Origin of the sequence: Aeromonas allosaccharophila (assembly GCF_016026615.1) — a bacterium.
Classification (GTDB): Bacteria; Pseudomonadota; Gammaproteobacteria; order Enterobacterales; family Aeromonadaceae; genus Aeromonas; species Aeromonas allosaccharophila.
Genome location: NZ_CP065745.1, coordinates 3,424,212 through 3,449,089, shown reverse-complemented (window position 1 = coordinate 3,449,089; position 24,878 = coordinate 3,424,212). Strand labels below are relative to the sequence as shown.

Annotated in this window: 19 protein-coding genes and 4 tRNA genes; 12 read left to right on the top strand and 11 right to left on the bottom strand. The window is 58.7% G+C overall.

Going from position 1 to position 24,878, the window contains the following annotated elements:
• The first annotated feature begins 86 nt into the window (after positions 1–86).
• Genes I6G90_RS15745 through I6G90_RS15735 form a run of 3 tightly spaced genes read left to right on the top strand, consistent with a single transcriptional unit; the run spans position 87 to position 2,806 of the window.
• Positions 87–950, top strand: a complete 864-nt coding sequence (locus I6G90_RS15745) for an alpha/beta fold hydrolase (RefSeq protein ID WP_232254366.1) — start codon at positions 87–89, stop codon at positions 948–950.
• 11 nt (positions 951–961) lie between these two features.
• Positions 962–1,966, top strand: a complete 1,005-nt coding sequence (locus tag I6G90_RS15740) for an NADP-dependent oxidoreductase (protein ID WP_197928252.1) — start codon at positions 962–964, stop codon at positions 1,964–1,966.
• 51 nt (positions 1,967–2,017) lie between these two features.
• On the top strand, positions 2,018–2,806 hold the full coding sequence (locus tag I6G90_RS15735) for an SDR family NAD(P)-dependent oxidoreductase (RefSeq protein WP_058052666.1): 789 nt from the start codon (positions 2,018–2,020) through the stop codon (positions 2,804–2,806).
• Positions 2,807–3,176: 370 nt separating this feature from the next.
• Here the strand turns inward: I6G90_RS15735 and gorA are convergent, their stop codons facing one another.
• The 5 genes from gorA to I6G90_RS15710 all read right to left on the bottom strand — a co-directional run bounded on the left by gorA (position 3,177) and on the right by I6G90_RS15710 (position 11,510).
• Complete coding sequence (gene gorA / locus I6G90_RS15730) at positions 3,177–4,526, bottom strand: glutathione-disulfide reductase (protein ID WP_182938591.1); 1,350 nt, start codon at positions 4,524–4,526, stop codon at positions 3,177–3,179.
• Positions 4,527–4,602: 76 nt separating this feature from the next.
• A complete protein-coding gene (locus tag I6G90_RS15725) occupies positions 4,603–6,570 on the bottom strand; it encodes an ATP-binding protein (RefSeq protein WP_042656856.1) in 1,968 nt (655 codons plus the stop codon).
• 117 nt (positions 6,571–6,687) lie between these two features.
• Positions 6,688–9,768, bottom strand: coding sequence for a multidrug efflux RND transporter permease subunit (locus I6G90_RS15720; protein WP_042656855.1), 3,081 nt, complete (start codon positions 9,766–9,768; stop codon positions 6,688–6,690).
• Positions 9,769–9,783: 15 nt separating this feature from the next.
• On the bottom strand, positions 9,784–10,917 hold the full coding sequence (locus I6G90_RS15715) for an efflux RND transporter periplasmic adaptor subunit (RefSeq protein WP_042063327.1): 1,134 nt from the start codon (positions 10,915–10,917) through the stop codon (positions 9,784–9,786).
• The gene (locus I6G90_RS15710; protein WP_058052668.1) at positions 10,914–11,510 is read right to left on the bottom strand and encodes a TetR/AcrR family transcriptional regulator; all 597 of its coding nucleotides are present in this window, start codon (positions 11,508–11,510) and stop codon (positions 10,914–10,916) included. The genes I6G90_RS15715 and I6G90_RS15710 overlap by 4 nt, the downstream gene beginning before the upstream one ends.
• A 231-nt stretch (positions 11,511–11,741) precedes the next feature.
• Here I6G90_RS15710 and I6G90_RS15705 point away from each other — a divergent pair.
• The 5 genes from I6G90_RS15705 to I6G90_RS15685 all read left to right on the top strand — a co-directional run bounded on the left by I6G90_RS15705 (position 11,742) and on the right by I6G90_RS15685 (position 12,897).
• A tRNA-Arg gene (locus I6G90_RS15705) sits at positions 11,742–11,818 on the top strand.
• 50 nt (positions 11,819–11,868) lie between these two features.
• Positions 11,869–11,944: transfer RNA gene (locus tag I6G90_RS15700), tRNA-His, on the top strand.
• A 20-nt stretch (positions 11,945–11,964) separates the two neighbouring features.
• Positions 11,965–12,050: transfer RNA gene (locus I6G90_RS15695), tRNA-Leu, on the top strand.
• 75 nt (positions 12,051–12,125) lie between these two features.
• A tRNA-Pro gene (locus I6G90_RS15690) sits at positions 12,126–12,202 on the top strand.
• Positions 12,203–12,384: 182 nt separating this feature from the next.
• Positions 12,385–12,897: a ricin-type beta-trefoil lectin domain protein gene (locus tag I6G90_RS15685; protein WP_111808859.1), complete on the top strand. Its 513-nt coding sequence runs from the start codon at positions 12,385–12,387 to the stop codon at positions 12,895–12,897.
• A gap of 23 nt (positions 12,898–12,920) precedes the next feature.
• Here I6G90_RS15685 and pyk read toward each other — a convergent pair whose 3' ends face one another.
• Entirely contained in the window at positions 12,921–14,399 is a 1,479-nt protein-coding gene (pyk, locus tag I6G90_RS15680; RefSeq protein WP_197928251.1) for a pyruvate kinase, read from the bottom strand.
• Positions 14,400–14,471: 72 nt separating this feature from the next.
• A complete protein-coding gene (locus tag I6G90_RS15675) occupies positions 14,472–15,809 on the bottom strand; it encodes an MFS transporter (protein WP_075112322.1) in 1,338 nt (445 codons plus the stop codon).
• A gap of 314 nt (positions 15,810–16,123) precedes the next feature.
• Here I6G90_RS15675 and I6G90_RS15670 point away from each other — a divergent pair, with 314 nt between their 5' ends.
• The 4 genes from I6G90_RS15670 (at position 16,124) to I6G90_RS15655 (ending at position 21,436) form a co-directional block, all read left to right on the top strand.
• Complete coding sequence (locus I6G90_RS15670; RefSeq protein ID WP_197928249.1) at positions 16,124–17,383, top strand: ABC transporter substrate-binding protein; 1,260 nt, start codon at positions 16,124–16,126, stop codon at positions 17,381–17,383.
• Positions 17,380–19,788, top strand: a complete 2,409-nt coding sequence (locus I6G90_RS15665; protein ID WP_197928247.1) for an ATP-binding protein — start codon at positions 17,380–17,382, stop codon at positions 19,786–19,788. The genes I6G90_RS15670 and I6G90_RS15665 overlap by 4 nt, the downstream gene beginning before the upstream one ends.
• The gene (locus I6G90_RS15660) at positions 19,772–21,049 is read left to right on the top strand and encodes a sigma-54-dependent transcriptional regulator (RefSeq protein ID WP_197928245.1); all 1,278 of its coding nucleotides are present in this window, start codon (positions 19,772–19,774) and stop codon (positions 21,047–21,049) included. Before I6G90_RS15665 ends, I6G90_RS15660 begins: the two co-directional genes overlap by 17 nt.
• A 72-nt stretch (positions 21,050–21,121) precedes the next feature.
• Complete coding sequence (locus tag I6G90_RS15655; protein ID WP_075112347.1) at positions 21,122–21,436, top strand: hypothetical protein; 315 nt, start codon at positions 21,122–21,124, stop codon at positions 21,434–21,436.
• 75 nt (positions 21,437–21,511) lie between these two features.
• Here the strand turns inward: I6G90_RS15655 and I6G90_RS15650 are convergent, their stop codons facing one another.
• The 4 genes from I6G90_RS15650 to trmH all read right to left on the bottom strand — a co-directional run bounded on the left by I6G90_RS15650 (position 21,512) and on the right by trmH (position 24,850).
• Complete coding sequence (locus I6G90_RS15650) at positions 21,512–22,327, bottom strand: Cof-type HAD-IIB family hydrolase (RefSeq protein WP_042063577.1); 816 nt, start codon at positions 22,325–22,327, stop codon at positions 21,512–21,514.
• Positions 22,328–22,416: 89 nt separating this feature from the next.
• Positions 22,417–23,457 carry an alpha/beta fold hydrolase gene (locus I6G90_RS15645; protein WP_197928244.1) on the bottom strand — a complete coding sequence of 347 codons (1,041 nt, stop codon included), beginning with the start codon at positions 23,455–23,457 and terminating at the stop codon, positions 22,417–22,419.
• Positions 23,457–24,119 carry a CatB-related O-acetyltransferase gene (locus I6G90_RS15640; RefSeq protein WP_197928242.1) on the bottom strand — a complete coding sequence of 221 codons (663 nt, stop codon included), beginning with the start codon at positions 24,117–24,119 and terminating at the stop codon, positions 23,457–23,459. Before I6G90_RS15640 ends, I6G90_RS15645 begins: the two co-directional genes overlap by 1 nt.
• Complete coding sequence (trmH, locus tag I6G90_RS15635) at positions 24,119–24,850, bottom strand: tRNA (guanosine(18)-2'-O)-methyltransferase TrmH (RefSeq protein ID WP_197928241.1); 732 nt, start codon at positions 24,848–24,850, stop codon at positions 24,119–24,121. Before trmH ends, I6G90_RS15640 begins: the two co-directional genes overlap by 1 nt.
• Positions 24,851–24,878 lie beyond the last annotated feature (28 nt).

The following is a 24,878-nucleotide window of genomic DNA, read 5'->3' as shown; positions in this document are numbered from 1 at the left end:
TGGTTACAAAGAAGATGGGGATCGCCTCGATAACCGGGAGATCGGCCGGTCACCGCCCGGTGAGCACCGTTCGTCAGACAGGGCATATGCATTGGAAAGATGTGCCGACCCGCACCCTTAATGTGAACGGAACATCTTTTGCCTATCGGGCGTTGGGCCCCGACACCGGTGTGCCGGTGATCTTTTTGCACCATCTGATGGCGGTACTCGATGACTGGGATCCCGGTGTTATCGATGGCATCGCCGCGAAGCGTCGGGTTATCGCTTTCGATAATCGCGGCGTCGGTGCCTCGGGGGGAGCGGTGCCACATACCATTGAGGAGATGGGTCGTGATGCCATCGCCTTTATTCGCGCCATGGGATTGCAGCAGGTCGATCTGCTCGGGTTTTCGTTAGGTGGTGGTGTGGCGCAAATGGTGGCGTTGCAGGCGCCGGATCTGGTGCGCCGGATTGTGCTTGCCGGAACCGGGCCGCGGGGTGGTGGCGGTATCGACGAGATCAACAAGGTTGCCGCCACCGCCTACCTCAAAGCGGCATTGACGCTGAACGATCCGCGGCACTTCCTGTTTTTTCCCCGCACACCGGATGGCAAGCGCGCGGCAAAAGAGTACTTCTCTCGCCTGAAAGCGCGCACGACTGACCGTGACCAGCCCATCTCCCTGCAGGCCAGATATGCCCAGCTCAAGGCGATCCGGAGTGCGGGATTGAGTGCGCCGGATGATCTCTCGGTCATCACGCAACCGGTGTTCGTGGCCAATGGTGACCATGATCTGATGGTCGATAGCCGACTGTCAGCGGACATGGCTCGCCGGCTGCCGAATGCCCGACTGACGATTTACCCCGACTCGGGGCACGGTGGCATTTTTCAGCACTATCGGGCCTTTGTGCCCGAGGTGCTGGCCTTCCTCACGGATGACGCAGACCTGACCCCGATGCACAGCCAAGGATGAATGACCGAACCATGAAAGCACTCACATTCAAACGCTACGGCAAGTCGCCGGAGATTGGGCTCACGGATATCCCGCGTCCCGCACTGAAGGCGGACGAAATGCTGGTTCAGGTTTATGCCGCCGGCGTGAATCCGATCGACAACATGATTCCGACCGGCATGTTCAAACCGGTGCTCCATTTTCAGCTTCCCGCCACATTGGGCAGCGATCTGGCCGGTGTCGTGACCGAGGTTAGCAGTCAGGTGACCCGTTTCAAGCCGGGCGATGCCGTCTTCGCCAGTATTTTCGATCTCGGTAGCGGATCGCTGGCCGAATTTGCGGTGGTGCCTGAGCGCGCTGCGGCGTTGAAACCAGCCAATCTGGATTTCGTGCAAGCCGCCTCGATCCCGATGGTCGGGCTCACCTCATGGCAAGCGCTGAAGGAGCGCGCCAATCTGCAGGCTGGCCAAAAAGTGTTTATCCCTGCCGGATCCGGTGGCATCGGCACCTTTGCTATCCAGCTGGCCAAGCTGCTGGGGGCCAGGGTGGGCACCACCGTCAGTAGCGGCAACATCGAGCTGGTGCGCGAGCTGGGGGCTGATGAGGTGGTCGATTACAAGCAACAGGCATTCGAGCACCAACTGCACGGCTACGACGCCGTGCTGGGGACCGTCAGGGGAGATGCGATCGAAAAAGCCATCGATATCCTCAAACCGGGCAGCAAGATTATCTCCCTCACCGGCCCGCTGGATGCTGCCTTCGCGCGGGCCCGGGGGCTGAACGTATTGCTCCGCTTCCTGTTCGGGCTGATGAGCCGAAAAATCAGGTCGCGGGCGAACAAGCGGAACGTCGCCTACTCGTTCCTGTTTGTGCGTCCCGATGGCGACCAACTCACCGAAATCGGCGAGCTGCTCGATGCTCAACGCATCAAGCCGGTTATCGACAAGGTATTCCCGTTCGACCAGGCCAAAGAAGCGCTGGAGTACCTCGCCAAGGGCCACGCCAGGGGCAAGGTCGTCGTCAGCATCAAGCCGTGATCACGGCCGCATTGGCTCGTTCACCCACGCCATCCATATCAAGGAAATAACATGACCACACTACCGACAGTCTTTATCACCGGCGCCTCCAGCGGTATCGGTGCCACCTATGCCGAACGTTTTGCTCGTCGCGGCCACGATCTTGTTCTTGTTGCGCGCAACAAGTCACGGCTGGATGCGCTGGCCATGCGCCTGCGTGAGCAACACCAGATAGCCGTTGAGGTGCTGCAGGCTGACCTGACCAATTCGGCAGAGCTGCCGGCACTGGAAACTCGCCTGCGGCATGACGCACGTATCGGCATCCTCATTAACAATGCCGGTATGCCGCAATCCGGGCATTTTCTGGAGCAATCTCCCGAGGCCATCGAATCCCAGATCGCGCTGAACATAACCGCATTGACGCGGCTCGCCGCAGCGATCGCACCGCGCCTTGCGCAATCCGGCACGGGGAGCATCGTCAACATTGGTTCGGTGGTGGGATTTTCGCCCGAGTTCGGTATCTCTCTCTACGGTGCGACCAAAGCCTATGTGCTGTTTTTGTCGCAGGGGCTGGCTCATGAACTGTCACCCAAAGGGGTCTATGTGCAAGCCGTGTTGCCGGCCACAACCCGCACCGAAATCTGGGCGCATGCAGGTGTGGATGTCAACACGCTCCCCGAGGTGATGGAAGTGGGTGAGCTGGTTGATGCTGCACTGGTCGGGTTCGATCGCCGCGAGTTGGTGACGATTCCGCCGCTTCATGTCGCCGAACGTTGGACCGCTCTGGATGAGGCACGTCAAGGGCTGATGTCGGATCTTCGCCAAGCCCATGCGGCCGAACGATATCAGCCGCAAGCCTGAGTACCTCAATCTGCCAGATTGGACTTGGATGCAATGCGAGGAGATACGATCGTCATGCCATTCAACCTGACAGCCACTGCGTAAGAACCGCAGTGTGATGGCGGTACTGATGCGCAGACCGTGGTCGAATCTCGCCGTGTGGTGATAGCGCTGCTACAGGAAGTGGTTGGCGTGTGGTGGCCCACTCTGTCATGCAGTCGTGAGTAGGGAAGGAAAGCGGAACTGAGTTGTCGAAGCCGGCCTGATGGTGATCAGGCCGGCTTCGACGTGCTTAGCACATGGTTACAAACTCTTCTGCGCTGGTGGGATGAGGCGTGGAAACACAGTTGTTGAAGCGGGTCTGATAGTGACAGGCCAGCTTCCAACGTGCCTATCGCATTGTCACAAACTCTTCCGCACTGGTCGGATGGATAGCGACACAGTTGTCAAAGTCCGCCTTGGTGGCACCCATCTTCATGGCGACGCCGAAACCTTGCAGGATCTCGTCCATCGCAAAGCCGATACCGTGCAGACCGACCACCTTCTCTTCCGGGCCGACACAGACCAGCTTCATCCTGGTGGGCTGGCGATGCTGGGTCAGCGCCGAGTACATGGCGGTGAACTGGCTGCGGTAGACCTTCACCTGATCTTCACCGTATTCGGCGATGGCTTCCGGCTCGGTCAGGCCAATGGTACCGATGGGCGGGTGGCTGAACACCACGGTCGGTACCAGATCGTAGTTGAGGTGCTCGTTCGGCTTGTTGTTGAACAGCCGTTCGGAGAGACGACGGCCCGCCGCGACGGCCACCGGGGTGAGCTGGATGCGGCCGGTGTTGTCACCCACCGCATAGATGTTGGCGACGGCGGTGTTCTGGAATTTGTCGGTCGGGATAAAGCCCTTCTCGTCCAGCGCGATGCCAGCGGCAGCCAGATTGAGGTTGTCGGTAGCCGGTACGCGGCCGATGGCCCAGATCAGGCAGTCGACGGTGAGATGGCGGCCATCTTCCAGCTGCAGGGTCAGGCTCTCATCGGCGTTCTTGAGCACGGCTTTGGGAATGGCGTGGGTGTGCAGCTTGGGCCCTTCCTGCGCCATGATTTCCACCAGTGTCTCGTGGATCATGGGGTCGAAGTTGCGCAGCGGCGCGTGCTTGCGCACCACCAGATGGGTTTCGGATCCAAGCGCTTGCATCACGCCAGCGATCTCGACGGCAATATAGCCCGCACCCACTACGGCTACCCGCTTGGGTTGGCTCTGCAGCTCGAAGAAACCGTCGGAGTCGATACCCAGCTCGGCGCCCGGAATGGCAGGTACTTCGGGACGGCCACCGGTGGCGATCAGGATATGATCGGCGGTGTATTGCTCGCCATTGACCTCGATGGTGTTGCTGCTGACGAAGCGGGCGAAGCCCTTGATCACCGTGATCTGGTTCTTGCCCAGCACGTTCTCGTAGGACTGGTGGATGCGGCCGATGTAGGCCTGGCGGGACTCGACCAGCTTGGCCCAGCTGAAGTGGTTGAGGGTGGTGTCGAAACCGTAGTCGGCGCCATATTTCAGGGCATCGGCGATCTGGCCGGCATACCACATGGCCTTCTTCGGTACGCAGCCGACGTTGACGCAGGTTCCACCCAACTCTTTGGCTTCAATCAGGGCGACTTTCTTGCCATACATGGCAGCCCGGTTGGCCGAGGCGATGCCGCCGCTGCCGCCACCGATGGCGATATAGTCAAAATGCTGTGCCATTGCGAGGTTCTCCGCTCATTAAGAATGCAATCACAGCATGATGGGGATAAAGCGGCTGGCTCACAAGAGCCAGCGCTCAGTTATGTTGGATCGGCAGGCGAATATGGAACTGGGCACCGTTGCCCGGTTCGCTGGCACAGCTGATACGGCCTTTCAGCAGTTGCACCACCAGGTTGTAGATGATGTGGGTACCGAGCCCGCTGCCACCCTGGCCCCGTTTAGAGGTGACGAAGGGATCGAAGATGCGCGGCAATATTTCGGGCGGGATGCCGCGACCGTTGTCCGAGTAGTCGATAAACAGCTCCTCTCCCTGCTGTTCCACCTTGATGGTGATCTTCTTCGGCTTGTCCCAGTTGTCGAAACCGTGGTTGATGGAGTTGAGGATCAGGTTCGAGTAGATCTGGGTAAAGCTGCCTGGGAAGGAGAAGATCGACAGCTTGGGATCGCACTGGATATCCACTTCGCACTGACTCTTCTTCAGTTTGTGACCGAGGGAGACCACCACCTGATGCAGGTTGTCGGCGAGGCTGAAGTTGTAACGCGCTTCCGATGACTGATCGACCGCTACCTGCTTGAAGCTGGCGATAAGCTCGGAGGCGCGGCGCAGGTTGCTCTGCAGCAGCTGCATCGATTCGTCGAGGTTGACGGTGAACTCGTTGAGATAGGAGCGCGACAGCTGCTTGGAGTCGATATGGGACTTGAAGTCGGCGACCCGCTCCTGCAGATAGGAGGAGGCGGTCACGCTGATGCCGATCGGGGTGTTGATCTCGTGTGCCACCCCGGCTACCAGCGAGCCGAGGGAGGCCATCTTCTCCGACTCCACCAGCGTCTGCTGGGCTTGTTTCAGATCGTCGTAGGCCTTGCCCAGCTGGTTGTTCGCCTCGCTCAGGCTGCGGGTACGCTCCTCCACCTTGCCCTCCAGCTGTTCGTTAAGCTGGATAATCTCCCGCTCGACTTTTTTCAGCTGGGTGATGTCGTAGCCAAACCCGATCTGGTACTTGAGGTTGGGGCCATCGTAGAAGGGAACGAAGGTCCACTGCAGCACCAGCTCGTGGGCCTGCTGGTCATGCATGATGACCTCCTGGTCTGCCAGCGAACCCTCTGCGGCCAGGATATTGTTCAGCTCTTCCCGCTGGGTCGGGCTGACAAACAGATCCAGCCAGTTGTGCTGCAGCAGCTCCTGCTGGTGGTAGCCGGTCAGCAGGATGGCGGCCGGGTTGATGCTGGCAATGGTCAGATCCGGCTCCATGCAGCAGATGACCATGTTGGCCGAGTTGATCAGGGTGGCGGAGAAGTCCCTCTCCTGCTGCAACTGTTCAGCCGCCTGATGGCGGGCAACCAGTTCGTCACGCAGTCGGGTGCGCATCTGGTTGAGGGTGGCGACCAGGGTATCCAGCTCATCGGGTTTCTTGCGCGGTTGCGGGCGCCCCTCCAGCTCCAGCTCCATATCGAGCCGGTCCAGATTGAACTTCTGGGCGTAGCTGGCAATGCGATTGAGGTGCCGCACCACCAGATAGTAAATGATGATCAGGATACAAAATGAGACCACCAGGGTCTTGATGGTCTGGCTGACCATGATCAGCACCGATTTTTCGATCAGGCGCTGGTAGATCTGCTCGAGAGAGGCGGCAACGAACAGCTTGCCGACGATTTCACCCTGATAGGTGAGGTTGAATTCGCGGGAGATATCGTAGCTTTCCCGTTCGGTCCCCTGGGTCAACAGCGGGACTTCCGAGTTGCCGAGCATCTCCTTGACCATCACGAACTGCATGTTGGGCAGGTTCATGATCCCTTCGATCTGCACCTTGACCTGCTCTTCATCGAGGTTCCACAAGCTGGCGGCGATGGGTTGCAGGAAAGAGGCCTCGATCTGGCCGATGCTGTCTTCGATAACGGCCACATCCTTGCGGTAATCCCAGGCGAGTTGCAACACCGTAATGATCATCGCCAATACGGTACTGCACACCAGAATGTAGGAGAGCAGGCGGTATGAGAGTCCGTTGCGGCCTACGGCCTCGGCGGTCTTGGAGATAAGTCCTGACATGGCGTCCTTGCGGTCTGGATGTGATGTTTTTTAGTTTAACTGCTTCATGCACTTATGTCGTCTTTCCTGCGAAGCATAAAAAAGGCCCCGTGTCGGGGCCTTGGTGTGTCGTGATGATCAGTGTCCGCTGTTTGCCTTGGGCGGAATGGTTTCATCAAATACCGGCAACGGTTTGTGTTCGGACGCCAGATAGGTGTAGATCACCGGCAGCACGAACAGGGTGAACAGGGTACCGATGGCGAGACCGGCCACGATGACGATACCGATGCTGAAACGTTGGGCTGCACCGGCGCCAGTGGCGTAGAGCAGCGGGATCAGACCGGCAATCATGGCGGCGGTGGTCATCAGGATCGGACGCAGACGCACCTTGGCGGCTTGCATCACGGCTTCCATCCGGTTCATGCCGCGCAGCAGCTGCTCTTCCTTTGCCACTTCACAGATCAGGATGCCGTGCTTGGTAATCAAGCCAACGAGCGTGATCAGGCCCACCTGTGAGTAGATGTTCATGGTCGCCAGTCCCCATGCCAGGGCAATCAACGCCCCGCTGATGGCGAGCGGTACCGAGACCATGATGACCAGCGGGTCACGCACCGACTCGAACTGGATGGCCAGCACCAGGAAGATGATGGCCAGTGCCAGCGCGAAGGTGGCATAGAGTGCATTGCCTTCGGTGACGAACTGACGGGCTTCCCCCATGAAGTCGTAACGATAGCCTTGTGGCAGCTTCTCGTCGGCGACGGTCTGGAACCAGTTGATCGCATCACCCATGGCCACGCCCGGAGCCGGAACGGCGCCGATGGTGGCGGAGTTCAGCTGGTTGAAGTGGGGCAGGGCGCGGGGCTCGCCAACCACTTCAATGGTGATCAGGCTGCCGAGCGGGATCGACTTGCCGTCTGCGGCCCGCACGTAATAGCCCTTGATGGACTCCGGATTGAGACGGTACTTGCGCTCGACCTGCGGGATCACCTCGTAGGAGCGGCCATCCAGGTCGATACGGTTGACGTAACCGTCTGCCATCATGGTGCCCATGGTGATACCGATGTCCTGCATGGTGATGCCGTAGGCACCCGCCTTGTCCTTGTCGATGCGGATCTTCATGGTGGCGGAGTCGTAGTTCAGATCGAGATCCGAATAGACGAACTGACCGTTACCCTGAGCGGCAGCCAGAATTTCACCGGCCACCAGGAACAGGCTTTCAAAGCTGTTCGGGGTGGTGATGACGAACTGGATCGGCAGACCACTGGAGGCTCCCGGCAGTTCCGGGAACTGGAAGGTGGTGATGGCCATACCCGGGATGTCTTTCACCAGATTGGCGACCCGATCCAGCACCTCTTTCTGGCTCGCTTCACGCTGACTCCAGGGCACCATGGAGGCGATACCGAACGCCTGGTTGGCGTTGAATACCCCCGAGAAGACCTGGGAGAAGGCGATTTCTGGCTGCTCATCCAGGATCTTGTTCACATCCGCCATGGTGTTTTCGATGTAGTCCAGGTTGGCGTTGGACGGTGCGGTACCCAGCACGGCCATGACCCCCTTGTCCTCTGACGGGGCCAGTTCACTCGGGATGAACTTGAACAGCAACGGCAGGCTGCCGAACACGATGACGGCGAACGCCACGATGACGATGCGCTTCTTCATCACCGCATGCAGCATGCTGTCGTAGCGATCGGTCATCCGTTCCAGCAGGTGGTGGACAGTGCTCTCGAATTTGCCCGGCGTTTCATTGGCCTTGAGCATCTTGGAACACATCATCGGCGACAGGGTCAGCGCGATGATGCCCGAGACGAACACGGCGCCTGCCAGCGTCAGGGCAAACTCCTTGAACAGGGAGCCGGTGATGCCGCCCATCAGGGCGATAGGCGCGTATACCGCGGCCAGGGTGACCGTCATGGCGATGACCGGCACCGCGATTTCACGAGTACCGATAATGGCTGCCCGGAACGGCTCTTCCCCCTCCTTGATATGGCGGTCGACGTTCTCCAGCACCACGATGGCGTCATCCACCACCAGACCGATCGCCAGTACCATCGCCAGCAGGGTCATCAGGTTTATCGAGAAGCCGAACATATCCATCATCATCACTACGCCGATAAGACTGAGCGGAATGGTAATGATCGGGATGATGACCGCGCGGAACGAGCCAAGGAACAGGGTGATGACCACCAGTACGATGGCAGCCGCCTCCAGGATGGTCTTGATAACCTCGTGAATGGACTCGTTGATCGCCACGGTGGAGTCATACATCACGTTGAGATGCATGGTGCTCGGCATGTTGCGCTCAAGGCTCGGCAGCAGATCCAGCACATCGCGGGCGATGTTAATGGGGTTGGCTGTCGGCGCGGCGTTGACCGCCATGACCACTGCTTCGCGGCCGTTGGCGCTGGCACGATAGATGTCGTGGCTCTTCTCCAGGCTCACCTTGGCAATATCGGAGAGGCGGATCACCTTGCCGTCACGGGTGGCAACCACCAGACGCTTCAGCTCGTCGACATCCTTGACCTGGGTCTCGGCGTTGCCGTTGAACAGGGTGAAGTAGCCGGTCGCCTGACCTGTCGCGGACTGATAGTTGTTGCTGTTGAGCACCGTCATCACGTCGCTGGCCGTCAGGTTGAAGGCCGCCATCTTGGCCGGATCCAGCCATACCCGCAGGGCAAACTCGACACCGCCGTAGAGGTCAACCTTGGAGACCCCGCCCACAGTAAAGAGCTGCGGCTTGATAACCCGCTCCAGATAGTCGGTGATCTGGCTGGAGTTGAGCTCCGGGCTGGTGAAACCGAGGTAGAGCACCGCTGTGGTTGAACCGGTCGAGGAGGTGACCGACGGGTCTTCCGCCTCTTTCGGCAACTGGGAGCGCACCGAGTTCACCTTCGCCAGGATGTCGGACAGTGCGGCGTTGGGGTCGGTGTTGAGCTTCATGTACGCGGTGATGGTGGAGCTGCCCAGCTGGCTGGAGGAGGTCATGAAGTCGATGTTGTCGGCTTGCGCGACCGCCTGTTCCAGCGGCTGGGTGATGAACCCCTGGATCAGGTCAGAACTGGCGCCATAGTAGCCAGTGCTGACGGTGATCACCGTGTTGGTCACCTCGGGGTATTCCCGTACCTGCATCTTGAAGATGGCCTGAAAGCCCAGCAAGGCGATCAGGAAGCTGAGCGAGATCGCCAGCACAGGCCGTTTTATAAATATGTCAGTAAATCGCATCGCAGATCTCCGCGCTTACAGCATCGGGGTTTGTGCCGGGACGGCCAGGGCATCGTTCTCGACCACATGCACCTTGGTGTCGTTGCTCAGGCGAACCTGACCCGACAGTACGATCTGGTCACCGGCCTGGATGCCGGAGAGCACGTGCACATCGTTGCCACGGCGCTCACCCGCCTTGACCACCACCTGCTTGGCCCGCAGCACTTTCACCTTGTTGCCTTCCTTGTCAGTCTCTTCGCCCTCTTTGAGCACGTAGACGTTCTGACCGTAAAGGGTGAAGGAGATGGCGGTTTGCGGGATCACAATCTGATCTTTCACCGTCGGCAGAATGATGCTGGCGCGGGCGAACATACCGGAACGCAGCTGACCGTCGTTGTTCGGGATGTCAGCCTGCACCTGGATCAGGCCGCTCTGGTAGTTGACCGCTGGCTCGATGGCGGTGATGTGACCGTCAAACTGGGTTTGCGGATAGGCATCCACATTGATCTTGATGGTCTGGCCCAGAGTGATTTTGGAGATATCGGTCTGGGGCACGGTGAAGCGCAGGCGCATCACGCTGGTATCTTCCAGCCGCACGATATCGGTGCCCGGCTGCAGATACTGGCCGAGGAAGACGTTACGCAGGCCAACGACACCGCTAAACGGCGCGCGCACTTCACGGCGGGTAATGGTCGCCTTCAGGCTCTCGATATCCGCTTCCAGCGAGCGATAGGCCGCTTCCGCCTCATCCAGCTGCTCTTTGGAGATGGAGCTGGTCTTGTAGAGGTTCTGGAAACGCTCGAACTTGGCCTTTGCCGCCGGCAGCTTGGCCTGGGAGGCGCGCAGGTTGGCCCGCTCCACGGTGGAGTCCAGACTCAGCAGCAGCTGTTCGGCCTTGACCGGTTTGCCCGATTCGAAGGTGATGGCATCGATGGTACCCGCCAGCTCGGTGGAGAGGGTCACCCCCTGATTCGGCTCGATGAAGCCGATCGCTTCGATGGTCGGTACCCAATCCTGCGCCTTGGTCACCATGGCGGTGACAGGGAACTCGGGTTCCGGCCGGTTGGCCATGTATTGGGCAATCATCTTCTGTTTGAACAAATTGAAGCCGATGACGCTGCCAAACAGGGCGATCGCTATCAGCAACATAATGGCCATCCATTTTTTCATGAACAGGCTCCTGAGGTGGAAATGTGGGGGAGTAAAATGGCATTCCAGCTGGCGCGGATCGCGGTTTCCAACTGCAATTCGGTCAACGTGATGTTGTGTACCCTGCACTGCAGGGCAAGATGCATGACACTGTCCAGACTCAACACCTGGAGTGCCCGTATCGGTAAGTCAATAAACAGTCCTTGTGCCACGCCTTGTGCAAAAAAGCGGTCCAGAGGTTCCCATGCCGCCAGGATGACCGGATTGGTTTCCAGGTCTGCCCCCAATGGCGAGCTCTCGTACTGCAATTTGCACTTGATGGCGTTTGGTTCGTTAACAAAAATGGTATGAATATTGAGCCATAGTTGGCGAAATTGTTGAAATGAAACTTTATCGACATCTACACCGGCCATGACCATGGGGACACACTGCAAGATAGTGTGTTGATGCAGCTGCCGGATCAGATCATCCTTGTCGCCGAAGTAGCGATAGATGGTGCCGGTAGCCACGTTGGCCTTCTTGGCGACTTCCGCAATCGACAGACCATGAAAACCCCGCTCACCCAGCACCTCATGGGCTGCGTTGAAGATGCTCTCTTTCTTATCCGGAATCATCAGTGTGTCTTTCAATTGAATGAACGTTCATTCATTCTAGGTGGGTGTCAAATCAAGTCAAGGTTGCAAGACAATTTGACATGGGAATTACCCCTTTTCGGGGGCAAGCAGGGGATAAGTGGAAGAAAAATGCACGATATGCTTGAAAAATCAACGGTCAGTGCATTGGTGGCAGAAAAGTGTAGACAAACCCCCGTTCATCATCAATAATGCGCCCCGTTCGACAGCGTAGCGCCCGTAGCTCAGCTGGATAGAGCGCTGCCCTCCGGAGGCAGAGGTCACAGGTTCGAATCCTGTCGGGCGCACCATCAAACGTGCGCCGGTTAAACGGGCGTGTTGTGGAACGAAAACAGCTGTGGTGGCTGTAGCTCAGTTGGTAGAGTCCCGGATTGTGATTCCGGTTGTCGTGGGTTCGAGCCCCATCAGCCACCCCATTTTACAGCTTGTCAGGTATGCGAAGGTGGCGGAATTGGTAGACGCGCTAGCTTCAGGTGTTAGTGCCCCCCGGGTGTGAGGGTTCGAGTCCCTCTCTTCGCACCATACTTGCTGTATGATGAGGATGACCATCAGGTCGTCTTTGTTTTTTGAAGTAAACTATTTTGAAAGAAATAGCCTCGGTGATTAGCGCAGTCCGGTAGCGCATCTGGTTTGGGACCAGAGGGTCAAAGGTTCGAATCCTTTATCACCGACCACATTTAGAAAAACCCCGCTTAGGCGGGGTTTTTTGCTTTCCGGCCTTTTCTGCGCCAGCTCTCCTCTATCTCTGTTACGTCTGTTTACACTCTATCCGGGCAGCGCGCCCCGGCTTTCGGTTATGCTGCTGCCTCGAGTCACTGACAACCGGATGTCATCGGCCCACTTCAGGCGTTTTTCCATGAATAATAAAATTTCCGTTGCTTGCACCCCTGCCATACTGGCTGCCTTGCTGCTGGGGGGATGTACCATCAAGCCGCCATCAACCGATGTGATGATGGGCTCCATTACTTCGCAACCGCAGGAGCGGGCGCTCTCTCCCTTGCTGACCAGCGGCGACTTTTGCGTCGCGGTGTCGCAACAGAAGGTGCTGGCCCTCTCCTGCAGCGGCAAAGACGATCAGCTATTCGAGTGGGATCTTGGGGAGTTGCGCCTGCAGGATCGCTGTCTGCAAGCCAAAAACGACAGCGAGCTGATGCTGGCCCCCTGTGACGGTCAGCCGCAGTGGGAGTGGCAGAAGGACCGGCTGTTCAACAGCAAGGTCTCCCGCTGCCTCGATGTGGCCGGGCGACGCCATACTCCCGGTACGCCGCTGCGGCTGGCCGAATGTTACGGTGGCGCAAACCAGAGTTTCAGCTGGCAACGGCCCAATCCCTGGCTGGAGACCCTGAAAAAACAAAGCCTCACATGGTGAGGCTTTGTTTTCTCTATTCGGCGTTAGAGGAAAGATGGGCTCCGGCTGGGCGGAGCGTCGCGGTGCTTGCTGCCGAGCGGGATCAGGCGGCAGACATCTTCACTACCCGCCCCTTCCAGCGAATCGAGCCGGTTGATCAGCAGAGATTGAATGCCCTGTAGTTGATTGGCTTGCTCCAGCGTTGCTATCAGCTGCCGTGAGTCTCTCTCATCTTCCACCTCCTCTTCATAAAAGAGGGGGGTGACACCGCGCAGAATCGTCATCTGGTTGAGTAACATGGGTTTGTTGGACAGTGCCCAGATTGGATTGTTCAGGTTGCTGCGAGAGATAGCGGTGACTGCATCTCCCTGTGAGGTCAGCACAGCGATACCACAGGATTGATCGTGACTGAACGCAGCCGTCATTGCTGCCAGTGCCATGCAGTGGCTGGATTGATCGCTGTGATGGGACGCTTTCTGCCAGCGCGGTTGAATCGGGTCTATTTCACGTTCTGCTCCGTGTGCGATGCGAGCCATGGCTTCCACTGCCTCGACCGGATAGAGACCTGCCGCTGATTCGGCCGACAACATGACGGCATCCGTGCCGTCTATCACCGCATTTGCGATATCCAGCACCTCGGCTCGGGTTGGCATGGGGCTGCTGATCATGGACTCCATCATCTGGGTGGCCGTGATGACCGGTCGGCCAAGCTGATGGCAACGTTTGATCAGCTTCTTTTGTACGCCGGGCAGTCTGGCATCGCCAATCTCTACCCCCAGATCTCCACGTGCCACCATGACGATGTCTGCGGCGCGAATAACCTCGTCCATCGCCTCGACCGAGGCCACCACTTCCGCTCGTTCTACCTTGGCGACGATGGCGGCATGACTGCCTGCGGCCCGGATCAGCGTTCTGGCCTCAACAAGATCGGCTGCACAACGAGGGAAGGAGACGGCGATAAAGTCGGCCTCGATCTGGCTGGCGGTCAATATATCGGCTCTGTCTTTGTCGGTGAGTGCCGGGGCGCTGAGCCCTCCACCCAGTACATTGATCCCCTTGCGGTCGGAGAGGGGGCCACCGATCTGCACCCGGGTGAAGATACTGTTTCCTTCGATATGCAGGACCTCAAGCTGGATCCGGCCATCATCCAGCAGCAGGATGTTGCCGCTGCGTACGTCGTTGATCAGCTCCGGGTAGTCGAGGCCGACGCGATCCTGATCGCCCGGTTGGTCACCTGAAGACGCATCAAGGATAAAAGAGGCGCCAGGGGTCAGGGTGATGCTCCCTGTGGCAAAGCAGGCAATACGGATTTTTGGGCCTTGCAGGTCGGCCAGTATCCCGACATGGAGCCCCAGCCGGGCGGCGGTCGTGCGGATCAGGCTGGCGGTGGCAATATGTTGCTCACGGCAGCCATGGGAGAAGTTCAGGCGAAACACATTGGCGCCAGCCACCATCAGTTTTTCCACCATGTCGGCCGTTGAGCTCGCAGGGCCCAGAGTGGCAATGATTTTGGTTTTACGCATCGGAAACATCCCTTCTCGGATTTGGCAATGAAAAAAGGGTGGTCAATTGACCACCCTTTGTCTGTTACAAGATCAATAATCGACAACTTTTTTGGCGTTCCATACCGTCAAGGCGAGCAGCATGGAGACCACGGATGCACCGAGCCAGAAATACTGGGCACTGCTGAAGTCATAGTGAGTGACACCATCGACCACGCTGGTTTTGATCAGGGCGGCGGAGACCAGCTCCTGACAGGAGGCTGCGATGTAGGAGCAGAGGCCGATAAAGCCCTTCACGGCGCCCACGGCAGTTTTTGGCATCAGGTCACAGGCTGTCAGGCCCGCCAGGAACACGACCAGTCCCCCGATGGCATAACCGATCAGCGCCAGTGCGACGGCATCCATCATGCGGCTCTGCGGGCCCCAGAACATCAGGCACATACCGGCAATGTTGGCCAACCCGTAGAGCAGGGTCGGGATGTGGCGGTTGGCGTTGAAGATTTTGTCAGAGATGATGCCCGCCAGAATGGCGCCGAGGAAACCGGCGATGGGGTAGGCAGACATGGCAAAGCCCGCATCGATCAGGTTGTACCCTTTCTGCTCTTGCAGATAGAGCACGGCCCAGGAGCTCATGGCGTAGCGAGACATGTACATGCAGGCACAGGCTGCCGCGATCAGCCATACGGTCGGCTGTTTAAGCACAAACAGCTGGGCGCGACGGATCTCGGCTGGCTCGACCTTCTTGGTGATCTCCGCTTGTTCGCCAAAGGCAACGGCAGGTTCTGGCAGGGCATAGGTCTGCGGGCGATCTTTCAGCACCAGATACATGCACAGCGCGGCAGCCAGAGAGGCAAGACCGGCACCGATAAAGCCTGCTTTCCAGCCGAAGAAGCTGACGATGCTGGCGGTCAGGATCCAGGAGATGCCTTCACCGATGTTGCGGGAGCCGCCCCAGATGGAATAGACGGAGCCCCGCTGTTTGGGGGAGAACCACTGGAAGATGGAGACGCAGGATGGTGCAGAACCGACCGACTGGAACCAGCCATTCAGACCCCACATCAGCACCAGGAAGAAGGTCGCGGTATTCATGCCCATCAGGATGGTACAGATGGAGGAGAGACCGAGCGAAACCGACATGAAGCGGCCAATGTTGGCGTAGTCGGAGAGGAAGCCGTTCGAGAACTTGCCTACGGCATAGGTGAACAGGAAGGCGGAGCCAATGATCCCCAGTTCTTCCAGCGTCACTATGCCGGCGTCCAGCATGGGTTTCTTGACCACGTTCAAACTCATTCGGACGACGTAGAACATGGCGTAGCCGAGTACCAGACCGAGGAACACCTGCCATTGGTACTTGCGGTAAATCGAGCGGATTTTATCGGGCGAGGCATCCATGACCGGAAGGTCTGCTCGCGTTTTGAAAAAGTTGAACATATTGTTCTCCGTGTATGTTGGGCAGCAAGGTTTCAGAGGAAGCTCTGTTAGCTGGAGCCATCATATGAAAGGAGAAAACGGAGCGGCAAAATGGCCGAAATGAGTCAATCTTGACTCAATCGTGTGGGTTTCATGGGGCGAAAATGACTTCTTTTGACTGTCCCGGTAACGAGCGATGAATAACAATAGGCTCCTGTAACAGGGAGGTGAGTCAAAACTGGCTCACCCCTGATGAAATGATTTTTACACCTTGTGTTGAATATTGGATGTACCGCACATAATCCGATAATTGCCAGCGAGCCGACAGAGAGACCATGCCCATATTTTGCCGACAGCTCCCGTTTTTGCTGGTCGCGATCCTGCTGCCTTTGACCCCTCTCCATGCCTCGACCCTGACGGTATTGACCTCCTTTTCGGAGGCGCCGGTCAAGGCGGTGATCGAGGGATTCTCCCGGCAATATCCGGCGATCCGCGTTGAGGTCATCTATCGCCGGACGCTTCCCGCCTTGCGGCTGCTGACGGCAGATGATGCTCCCGGGGTCGACATCATCATGTCTTCATCCCCGACTTTTTTTCACACGCTGGATCAGGCGGGTTTGCTGGCCGGTTTATCGGCTGAAACAGTGCCTCCCGATTGGCTGACTCCCCATATGTTGGGTCTGGGCAACAAGGTGGCCGTGGTTGGATACTCGGGCAGCGGCATCATGTATAACCGCCGCTATCTGGACAAGTACCACCTGCCGGTACCGACTACCTGGCAGCAGCTGGCTTCGCCACAGTTCATGGGGCATGTGATGATGAGCTCCCCTTCCCAGTCAGGTACGACCCATATGATGGTGGAGAGTGTCTTGCAGCAGTATGGCTGGGAGCAGGGATGGGCACTCCTGATGAGGCTCGGCAGCAACCTGTCGGCCATTACGGCCCGCAGTTTCGGGGTTAGCGATGGAGTGACTCGCGGTCTGGCCGGTGCCGGTCTGGTGATCGACAGCTATGCCCGCAACAGTCAGGCTCGTTTCGATCACGTTGGCTTTAATATCCTGCCCGATGCGGTAATCCTGCCTACCTATCTTGGCGTTGCTCGCAGCAGCGAACATCCGGCCAATGCAGCCCGCTTCATCAAGTATCTGTTATCAGCCAAGGGGCAGGCCATTATTGCCACCCCGGGTATGGCCAAGGTGACGCTGAATCAGCCCCGCCTTGCCAGCGAGGCAAAATATGTCACCGACAAAGATCTGCTGTACCGGCGCGCCGGTCTGCTCAAGGCGTTGTTCGAGCAGACCATTACCCAGCAGTTACCGCGGTTGAAGCTCACCTGGCAGGAGATCAACGGCGCGGATACCCGGGGTGATCCTGCCCGTGAGAGTCTGCTGGAGCAGGCAAGAGCCAAGGCCAGCACACCCCCTTTGAGTGAGCTGGAGGCTAGTGACCCGGCCCTGCTGGCGCAGTTTGACGGACTGTATGAACGAGATCAGAGCAATCCGCAAACCGAGAAGGTGATGCACCAGTGGCGCCAGGCTATGGAAGCTCGTCTTGGCGAGGCTCGCCTGCTGGTCGATCAGGCGGTCAAGCCATGATGGGTTGGGGTCGCTTGCTGCGCTTGCCGAGAAGTCTGGGCCGCCGCCTTATTCTCGCGTTTGTTTCCATTACTGTCCTGACCTGTGTCATGGGGATGGCGGCTTACATGGTGTGGGGTCGACTGGGGCAGCAGGTAAACCGGATTGTTGAAGAGAGCCTGCCGGCCATCGGCAGCGCCTATCAGCTGGAGCGGGCCAGCTCCCGTCTGTTGCTGCTATTGGCACAGTTGCGTGATACCCGGGATCCGGTGAAATACAGCCAGCTTTCTGCGGCGGTCTCCAGCACCCTGCTTGATATCCGCAACGCATATCCTCGGGGCAGTGAGGATGATCGCTCACAGCAGCAGGCGTTCACCGAACTGAACTTGCTGGTGGAAAATCATGGTACTTACCTCAAGCGCCAGATCGATCATCTTGAGTCGTTGCAACAGTTACAGAAGCGAATCAACTGGCTGCATCAGGATTTGGTGGACGATGTGGCGCCGCTGTTGCAAGAGGTAGAGTGGCATCTCACCGGTATGGTTGGCAGCCCGAATGACATGGGGGAGTTTGGCTCCGTCATCAAGGAGTTCTCTGCCTTGCAAGACCTTACTTTCAAGGAGAATGAGCTGCTGGCGCTGGTCAACGAGGTGATTGCCCAGCGCAATCAGCAGGATCTGGAGAGTGCATTTCTGTTTATCGGCTACAAGATCGACGAGATGGATGAGTTGATCTCCCGCCTGGCCGAGTATCCTTCGACCGTGAGCTATCGCCAGATCCTGCAGGATATCGTGACGCTGGTGAAGCCGAACGGACACCTTTACCTGTTGTTGCAAGCCGATGCGCAAACCCACCAACAGCTCACAGCACTACGGCCACAGCTTGATAGCGCCGTCTCTCGCTACCATCAGCGGGTCTCTCTGAGCGTGACCGAGGCGAACCGCTCTCTGAGTGCGCTCGGTCGCAACAGTAGCCAGATGGTGGCAACGGGCAAGCTGGTGATCCTGGTGGTGCTTGGACTATCCATCTTGATCAGCATCTTCGTGCTGGTGGTGCTGATTGGGCGCAGGTTGATTGGTCGACTCGATACCCTGGGGCAGGATCTTGCCCGGGTTGCGGAAGGTCAGATGGATGCGGTGGTCAGAACGCAAGGCCGGGACGAGATCGGTCAACTGGGGGAGAGCCTGCGCCACTTCTGTCAGCAGTTGCAGCAAATGGAGAAAACCAATGCCCTCAACCTCATCAATAACACCCAGGCCTGCTTAATTACCTGTCATCCCGATGGCACCATAGAGTCGGTCAACCCCAGTGCCTTGACCCTTTTCCAGCAAACAGTGATCAAACCGGAACAACCTCTGTGGCAGGTATTCCCCGATGATGCCAAAGCCATGCTGGCTGCCCAGTTCGAGCCCGGGCAGCAACTGCTCACACTGGGCTACAGTGAGTGCACCATTGCCACCGGCGCTGACAGTCAGCCCCGTTTCCTGCACTTCAACCTGCGCCGGTTCGAGCAGGGGCGCGGACACAGGTTCATTATCACCATCACGGATGTGACCCGGCAGGAGCTGACGGCCCGAGAGTTGGGGTCGCTGGTGGCTGAGCGTACCCGGGAGCTGACAGAGAACAACCGGCTGCTTGCCGCAGAGGTGGTGCAGCGGAAACAGGCAGAACACAACTTGCTGCAGGCGCAGGATGAGCTGATCCAGGCGGCCAAGATGGCCGTGGTGGGGCAGGCGATGACCAGTCTGGCCCATGAACTCAATCAGCCGCTGTCAGCCATGATGACTTACCTCTATACCAGCCGTGCGGCGCTGGATGCCGGTCACTACCACTCTCTGGGCAGCGATCTTGGCAAGATCGAGAAACTGAGCCAGCGCATGCATCGCATCATTACCGCTTTGCGCAATTTTGCCCGTAAATCGCCCACCCCCGATACTCGCATCCGGCTCGATCCGAAAGAGCTGGCCGATCAGGCGCTGTTGCTACTCGAAACCCGTGCGAAGCGCGATGGCTGCCAGTTGCAAAACGAGCTGCCGGATGGACTGTGGATTGAGGCTGATCCCGTGCTGGTTGAACAGGTATTGGTCAATCTGCTGGTCAACGGGATGGATGCCATCGCCGGACGGGAGCTGCGCCAGATCCGTCTGCTGTGTCTCGCACAGGAGGGCGGGTCGCTGCGCATCGGGATTGCCGACAGTGGACCCGGATTTGGGGAGGCCATCTTGCCCAAACTTTTTACCCCCTTTACCACCTCCAAAGAGGTGGGATTGGGGCTGGGACTGACCATCTGTCGCTCCCTGCTGGCGCGCTGCGGGGCGGATATCTTACTGGGCTCCACGTTGGAGAGGGGGGCCATGGTCATAGTGGAATTTGCCGGGGGGCGTGAGCCCCCGAAGGAGATGAAAAGCGATGCTGTTACCCCATAATCGTCAGGCCAACGTGTTGCTGGTGGACGACGATGAGGACGTGTTGGAGTCCTATTGCCACCTGTTGCGCCTCTCCGGCTACCAGCCCAGGGCTACCACCTCTCCCCATGAGGCGCTGACATTGTTGTCACAGCAGTGGCCGGGGGTGGTCGTGTCCGATATCTATATGCCAGCCATGAACGGCATGGAGCTGCTGGACCGGGTGCTGGAGATCGATGGCGAGCTGCCGGTCATCATGATCACCGGGCACGGCGATATCCCTTTGGCGGTGCGGGCAGTCAAGCTGGGGGCCTTCGATTTTCTGGAAAAACCGCTTAATCCCCAGTCGTTGCTCGATCTGCTGGAGCGGGCCTGTGCACAACGCAGCGCGATCATGGTCCAGCGTAGCGAGATCCGGGCGACGGTTGAGGATGAGTTGATCGGCACCAGTCCGCAACTGGTCGCTATCCGCCAGCAGATCAACCAGTTGGCACAGACCGACAAGGATCTGATGCTGGAGGGGGCGCCGGGTTCCGGTCGCTACACGCTGGCGCAGTTGCTGCACAAGATCAGTGCGCGTAAGGCGCATCCATTCCACCTTCATGATTGTTCGTCAGCGAGCTCCCTGAGCGAGATCCAGGCCAGCCTGGTCAAGGCGGAACAGGGGACGCTGGTGCTGCAATCTCCGGCAAGGCTGACGGCAGAGTGCCAGCGCTGGCTGGGTAACCATCTGCTGGAGCAGGAGCGGCGGGGAGAGAAGTCACTGCGTACCATCGCCCTGTTTGAGGAGTCTCCCGAGGCGCTGGTTGAGCAACAACTACTGATGCCCCAGCTCTACTACTTTCTTTCACAGGTGAGACTCAAACTGCCGAGGCTGGTTGAGCGAAGCTGTGACATCATTCCCCTTTTTCGCCATTTTTTGCGAGAAGGGTGCAAGCGGATAGGCAAGACGGTGCCCGCAGTGGATCGTGCCTATCTGGAGACCCTCAAGCGCCACCAGTGGCCCGGCAATATTCGCGAGTTGAGAAACGTGGCCGAACTCTATGCGGTCGGGATCATCAAGCTGGCGGGCTCTGAGCGAGCCATCCCCGGCGCGAATGCCAAGGAGCCGCTGGACGATCTGGTCGACGAGTTTGAACGGCGGGTGATTGAGGACACCCTGTTCCTCTTTTCTGGCCGGGTGACCGAGGCGGCCAGCTACCTTGGCATTCCCCGCAAGAAGCTCTATCTGCGGATGAAGAAGCACGGGCTCGACAAGGAGCAGTTCAAGCCTGGTAGCTGATGGCGGTTGCAGGTGACGCATTCATCGATCCTGACCGATAATGATGCAGTCCTGATTGAGCGGGAGTGGATCATGAGATGTCCAAGTTGCATGAGTGAGGCGGTGGACAAGGTTGAGGATGAACGGGTCGGCAAGGCCTGTGCAATGGGGTGTGGTGCTGCGGGTGGCTACGCTTGTGCCGCCACCTTTGCCAAGCTGGGTGCCGGTTGGGGAGCCTCTTTGGGCAGTCTTGGCACGCCGGTCGGCGCTATCGCAGGCGCAGTGGGGGGCGCCTTGCTGGGTGGGGCGACCGGAGGCGGGTTGGGTCTTTTGCTGGGCCGTTCCATCGATCGGCAGATTTCACGGGAATATTGCTGCACGGCCTGTGATTACCGTTTCAAGCGGTGAGCACGCCTACTTCGGCACAGTGACAGTCATGGATACCACACCGGGTATCCATGTTGATCTGCTTCTGGCCTGAACTCAGGCTGCGCTGACGCTCTCCAGTTCGAACAGTTTTTCCAGATAGACTGCGACGCCATCTTCATCGGAGGTGAGGGTCTGCTCATACTCCGGCAGCGCCATTTTCAGGCGGTCATGGGCGTTGCCCATCACAATGCCGCGTCCCACCATAGTCAGCATCTCGAAGTCGTTCATGCCATCCCCGAAGGCGATCGCCTCGGACATGTCGAAACCGTTCTGTTCCAGCACGGCACGCACCGCATTACCCTTGTGGACCCCGGCGTGCATCACTTCGAGGCAGTCCGGCAGGGAGAAGGTGACGTTGAGCTGGTCGCCGTAGCGCTGATTGAGGTGCGCCTCGATCTTCAGCAGCTTCTCGTGGTCGCCGATGTAAAACACCTTGTTGATCTTCTCTTTCGGCTCCTTGGTCAGATCATCGACCAGCCGATAGGTGAAGCCGGACTCGTCGTGGAAGCTCAGCAACCAGGGCAGCTCCTCTTCGACCACCCAGTCATCGCCCTGATAGACGTTGAGGTGGATGGAGGGGTCGCGCTCCAGCGCGATCAGCTCGGCGGCGATCTCGGCTGGCAGCGGCTGGTTGAACACCAGCTGGTCCTGCTTGTCATGAACGACGGCACCGTTGGAGGTAATGAGGTAGATGTCCATCCCCAACGCATCGCGGAAGCTGCGCACGTCCACGTGGTGACGGCCGGTGGCGACCACAAATTTCACACCTTGTTCTACCAGGCGGTGCAGGGTATCCCGGGTGCGGGAAGAGATCTGGTGCTGCTTGTTGAGCAGGGTGCCATCGAGATCGGATACAACTACCTTGAACATCATTACCTCGGCATCAATTGAAAACAGGGGCAGTTTACCTTAGCCCGCACTGTCACCCCATTTATTTAGGGTTACAAAAAATAGCCAGCTCAGAAGCGGGCGAAAAATTCAGCCATCGCGGTCAGGGCGGGCTGGCGCTTGTCATCCGTCTCCATCAGCAGTTCATGCCAGGCACCCTCGATCCGCAGCGGCTTGCCCCCTTCGCACTTTGCCAGGGTGCAGAAGCGATCCTGGGCGGCATTGTCCACGATCTTGTCGTCGCCTGCCTGCAGGACCAACAGGGGGGTCTTGATGGCACCCGCCCCGGCGATGGCGGCATCGGCACCGGTGATACCCTGATAAATCCAGTGGGCAGTGGCGCCACCCAGCTTGATCTGCGGGTACTGCTCGTAGAGCTGGCGGAAGGCCTGATAACGGGAGTGGCTGTGGGTCAGCCCGTTATCGGCAAAGCCGTCATCCTGATAGGGGCCCTGACCGGGGCCGTAGGGGGGCTCGCCGATCCAGCCGCCGACCGTCCCCAGGGTGGCTGCCAGCCCCTTGGCCAGCCACTTGGGCAGGCCGCCGAGGTTGATGCCCATCATGGGGGAGGAGAGCACGGCTGCCTTGATATCCTCGGGCCAGCGCTCCAGATAGCGGGCTGAGATGGCACCGCCCATGGAGTGGGCCAGCAGGAACAGCTTGGCAGGCTGGTCTGCCATGATTATCTGGTCGTGAAACTGCTTGAGATCGACCACATAATCGTCGAACTGGTCGACATATCCCTTCTGCGGATCATCCAGCATCCGGCCGGACATCCCCTGACCACGGTGATCGATGAGATAGAGGCTGTAGCCCTGGCGCCAGAGATCCCACGCCAGCTCCTGATACTTGAGATAGCTCTCGACCCGGCCATTGACGATGAGGATGGCGCGATCGACTTTCTCCTGCCGCAGGGCGGCATAGCGGATGGTGACGCCATCCTTGCCCTTGAACTCCCCTTCGACGGCATGCTGGCGCCAGAAGTCGGGCAGGGTTTGCCGGTAGAGTGTGGGCACATCGGCTTCGCTGGTGAGCGGATAGGTATTGGTCACGGCAAGGGCTCCGGCAGAAAACAGGGTCAAGGCCAACAGGGAAAGAGCGAGGGGGTTCATCAGGCACACTCCTGTTGCCAATGGTGATAAAGGGCGGCGATATCCCCCGAGCAGAGCAGCGCCATGCTGGCTTGCAAGCTGGGCAGGGGCCAGTCCCACCACTGCATCTCTTGCAGCATGACGATCTGCTCCTCATTGAAACGGCGACGGATCGGCTGGGCCGGGTTACCACCGACAATGGTGTAAGGGGCCACATCTTTGGTCACCACGGCGCGGGTGGCGATGACGGCACCATCACCGATGGTGATGCCGGGCATGATCATCGCTTCCGAGCCGATCCAGACATCGTTGCCAATCCGGGTGTCTCCTTTGCGCAGAAAGCCGCTGCGAGCCCCTTCGCCAAAGGTGTCTGGGTTGAATGGGAAGGTAGAGACCCAGTCCAGCCGGTGGCCCTGATTGCCCGCCAGCATGAAGGTGGCACCCGAGGCGATGGAGCAGAACTTGCCGATGATCAGGCGGTCTACTTCCGTGCCCCACTGGCCGCTGTCCCAGCTGGCACGGGTCGAGCCATCCCCCAGCAGATAGCGTACGCAGTGATCCTCGAACGGCTTGCCGTGGTAGTAGCCGGAGTAGTAGCTGTAGTCGCCGGCCTCTATGTTCGGGTTGGTCAGGTGATCCCGGATGATTTGCGATTCCAGCCAGCTGCCAAAAGGGTTCTCCATCACTCCTCCTGCGGATCGTCCTGCTCGCTCTGCTGCGCCCAGCCTTTGCGGGTCAGCTGCATCCGCTGCCACCACTCTTCGTCCGCCAGAATTTCACCGGCCGGGCCGAGCTGGGGATAGGGCATCTCTTTCTCTTTGCAGAGCTGGGCATAGATGGGGTAACCCCCCTCGAACAGGATACTGTTCTGCTCTTCCAGAGTGAGCGGGCAGCCGCGCTGATAGCAACCGGCCAGCTCGCGCTGGCGCTGCGCTTCGTAGAGGATGGCGGCAGCCGCTACCGAAACGTTGAGGGACTGCACCATGCCGACCATGGGGATGACGATATGGTGATCGGCCAGCGCCAGCGCCTCGTCACCGATGCCGTGCTTCTCCTGACCCACCAGAATGGCGGTCGGTTTGGTGTAGTCGATGGCGCGAAAATCGACCGAACTGTCGGAGAGATGGGTCGCCAGGATCTGCATGCCGGAGGCTTTCAGCTCGGCAACCGCACTGCCGATATCCGGGTGCAGTTTTACATCCACCCAGTTCTGGCTGCCGCGGGCGGTGCCCTTGCGCTTGTGGATCCAGGTTTTGGGCCAGACGGCGTGTACCCGGTGGATGCCGATGGCATCGGCGGTACGCACGATGGCGGCCAGATTGTGAGGTTTATGGACCTCTTCCATACAGACGGTCAAATCGAGCTGACGCTGGGCCAGCATGTCGGTGATGCGCTTGAAGCGTTCGGGGGTCATGGCTTGTCTCTATAAAAGCAGCAGGCGG

What these genes read in the sequence shown, in the direction of transcription:
- I6G90_RS15710 (WP_058052668.1), bottom strand. Translation starts at nt 11,510, where the DNA reads ATGATTCCGGATAAGAAAGAGAGCATCTTCAACGCAGCCCATGAGGTG.
- pyk (WP_197928251.1), bottom strand. Translation starts at nt 14,399, where the DNA reads ATGCGTAAAACCAAAATCATTGCCACTCTGGGCCCTGCGAGCTCAACG.
- I6G90_RS15685 (WP_111808859.1), top strand. Translation starts at nt 12,385, where the DNA reads ATGAATAATAAAATTTCCGTTGCTTGCACCCCTGCCATACTGGCTGCC.
- I6G90_RS15745 (WP_232254366.1), top strand. Translation starts at nt 87, where the DNA reads ATGCATTGGAAAGATGTGCCGACCCGCACCCTTAATGTGAACGGAACA.
- I6G90_RS15675 (WP_075112322.1), bottom strand. Translation starts at nt 15,809, where the DNA reads ATGTTCAACTTTTTCAAAACGCGAGCAGACCTTCCGGTCATGGATGCC.
- I6G90_RS15660 (WP_197928245.1), top strand. Translation starts at nt 19,772, where the DNA reads ATGCTGTTACCCCATAATCGTCAGGCCAACGTGTTGCTGGTGGACGAC.
- I6G90_RS15725 (WP_042656856.1), bottom strand. Translation starts at nt 6,570, where the DNA reads ATGTCAGGACTTATCTCCAAGACCGCCGAGGCCGTAGGCCGCAACGGA.
- I6G90_RS15655 (WP_075112347.1), top strand. Translation starts at nt 21,122, where the DNA reads ATGAGATGTCCAAGTTGCATGAGTGAGGCGGTGGACAAGGTTGAGGAT.
- I6G90_RS15740 (WP_197928252.1), top strand. Translation starts at nt 962, where the DNA reads ATGAAAGCACTCACATTCAAACGCTACGGCAAGTCGCCGGAGATTGGG.
- I6G90_RS15645 (WP_197928244.1), bottom strand. Translation starts at nt 23,457, where the DNA reads ATGAACCCCCTCGCTCTTTCCCTGTTGGCCTTGACCCTGTTTTCTGCC.
- trmH (WP_197928241.1), bottom strand. Translation starts at nt 24,850, where the DNA reads ATGACCCCCGAACGCTTCAAGCGCATCACCGACATGCTGGCCCAGCGT.
- I6G90_RS15720 (WP_042656855.1), bottom strand. Translation starts at nt 9,768, where the DNA reads ATGCGATTTACTGACATATTTATAAAACGGCCTGTGCTGGCGATCTCG.
- gorA (WP_182938591.1), bottom strand. Translation starts at nt 4,526, where the DNA reads ATGGCACAGCATTTTGACTATATCGCCATCGGTGGCGGCAGCGGCGGC.
- I6G90_RS15670 (WP_197928249.1), top strand. Translation starts at nt 16,124, where the DNA reads ATGCCCATATTTTGCCGACAGCTCCCGTTTTTGCTGGTCGCGATCCTG.
- I6G90_RS15640 (WP_197928242.1), bottom strand. Translation starts at nt 24,119, where the DNA reads ATGGAGAACCCTTTTGGCAGCTGGCTGGAATCGCAAATCATCCGGGAT.
- I6G90_RS15715 (WP_042063327.1), bottom strand. Translation starts at nt 10,917, where the DNA reads ATGAAAAAATGGATGGCCATTATGTTGCTGATAGCGATCGCCCTGTTT.
- I6G90_RS15665 (WP_197928247.1), top strand. Translation starts at nt 17,380, where the DNA reads ATGATGGGTTGGGGTCGCTTGCTGCGCTTGCCGAGAAGTCTGGGCCGC.
- I6G90_RS15735 (WP_058052666.1), top strand. Translation starts at nt 2,018, where the DNA reads ATGACCACACTACCGACAGTCTTTATCACCGGCGCCTCCAGCGGTATC.
- I6G90_RS15650 (WP_042063577.1), bottom strand. Translation starts at nt 22,327, where the DNA reads ATGTTCAAGGTAGTTGTATCCGATCTCGATGGCACCCTGCTCAACAAG.